The organism is Mycobacterium simiae (genome assembly GCF_008370645.1).
Lineage (GTDB): Bacteria > Actinomycetota > Actinomycetes > Mycobacteriales > Mycobacteriaceae > Mycobacterium > Mycobacterium simiae_A.
On record NZ_VTZN01000414.1, the window covers coordinates 1 to 1,029 of the forward strand.

General features: G+C 56.4%; 1 protein-coding gene. It reads right to left on the reverse strand.

The features are described from left to right. Nucleotides 1-1,029, reverse strand: a 1,029-nt coding sequence (locus tag F0Q45_RS26165) for a beta strand repeat-containing protein (protein ID WP_373425100.1), incomplete at both ends; no start/stop codon positions are given.

Genomic DNA, 1,029 nt, shown 5'->3' on the forward strand with positions numbered 1-1,029 from the left:
TGTTGCCGGTGTTGCCGAAGCCGATGTTGTCACTGCCGGCGTTGGCTAACCCTTGATTGAAGTTGCCTGCGTTGGCGAAGCCGATGTTGTAGTTACCGAGATTTGCCCGGCCAATATTGTAGAGCCCGAGATTTCCGACACCGGCATTGTAATTGCCGATGTTAGCGGAACCAAAATTATAGGCGCCGATATTGGCGCTACCGAGGTTCAGATTGCCGATGTTTGCGCTGCCGAGGTTCTGGCTGCCCACGTTTGCGCTGCCAAGGATGTTGTAGCTGCCGAGGTTTGCGCTGCCGAGAATGTTTAGGTCGCCGATGTTTCCGCTGCCCAGGAAGTTACGGTCGCCGATATTTGCGTTGGCGAGAATATTACCGGCGCCTTGGTTGGCGAAGCCGATGTTAATTGAGATGGGGCCCCGGAAGAAACCAGCCAAATTATTTCCGCTATTGAGCACGCCAGAGATAAACGCCGGTGTTGTGATAGCCACCAGGCTCGTGTTGAGCAATCCGGATATGGTGTTACCCGAGTTCAACAGGCCCGATTCCAGCACGCCGGTGTTGGCAAACCCCGAGTTGCCGATGCTGCCCAACGAAGAGTTGAAGAAGCCAGAATTGTTTGCGCCGACGTTCAAGAAACCCGAAGCACTACCCGCACCGCTGTTGAAAAAGCCGGACGACGGGACCGTTGTCGAGTTACCGAAGCCCGGGCTGCCGAAAAGCAGGCCCTGGTTATCGCCGCGCCACAAGAATCCGTTGTTGAAGTTTCCGGTGATGAGAACTCCGGTGTTGACGTTGCCGGAATTTGCCAAGCCAGTGTTGTAGTTGCCGCTGTTCAGGTAGCCGGTGTTGTACTGGCCTATGTTGAAGCCGCCGGTGTTGCTGTTGCCCGGGTTGTAGCTGCCGGTGTTGTAGTTGCCTGCGTTGGCGATGCCGGTGTTGGCGATGCCGGAGTTGAACAGGCCCGTGTTGGCGTCACCCGAGTTGCCGATGCCGGTGTTGTAACTGTTGCCGGAGTTGCCGATGCCCCAGT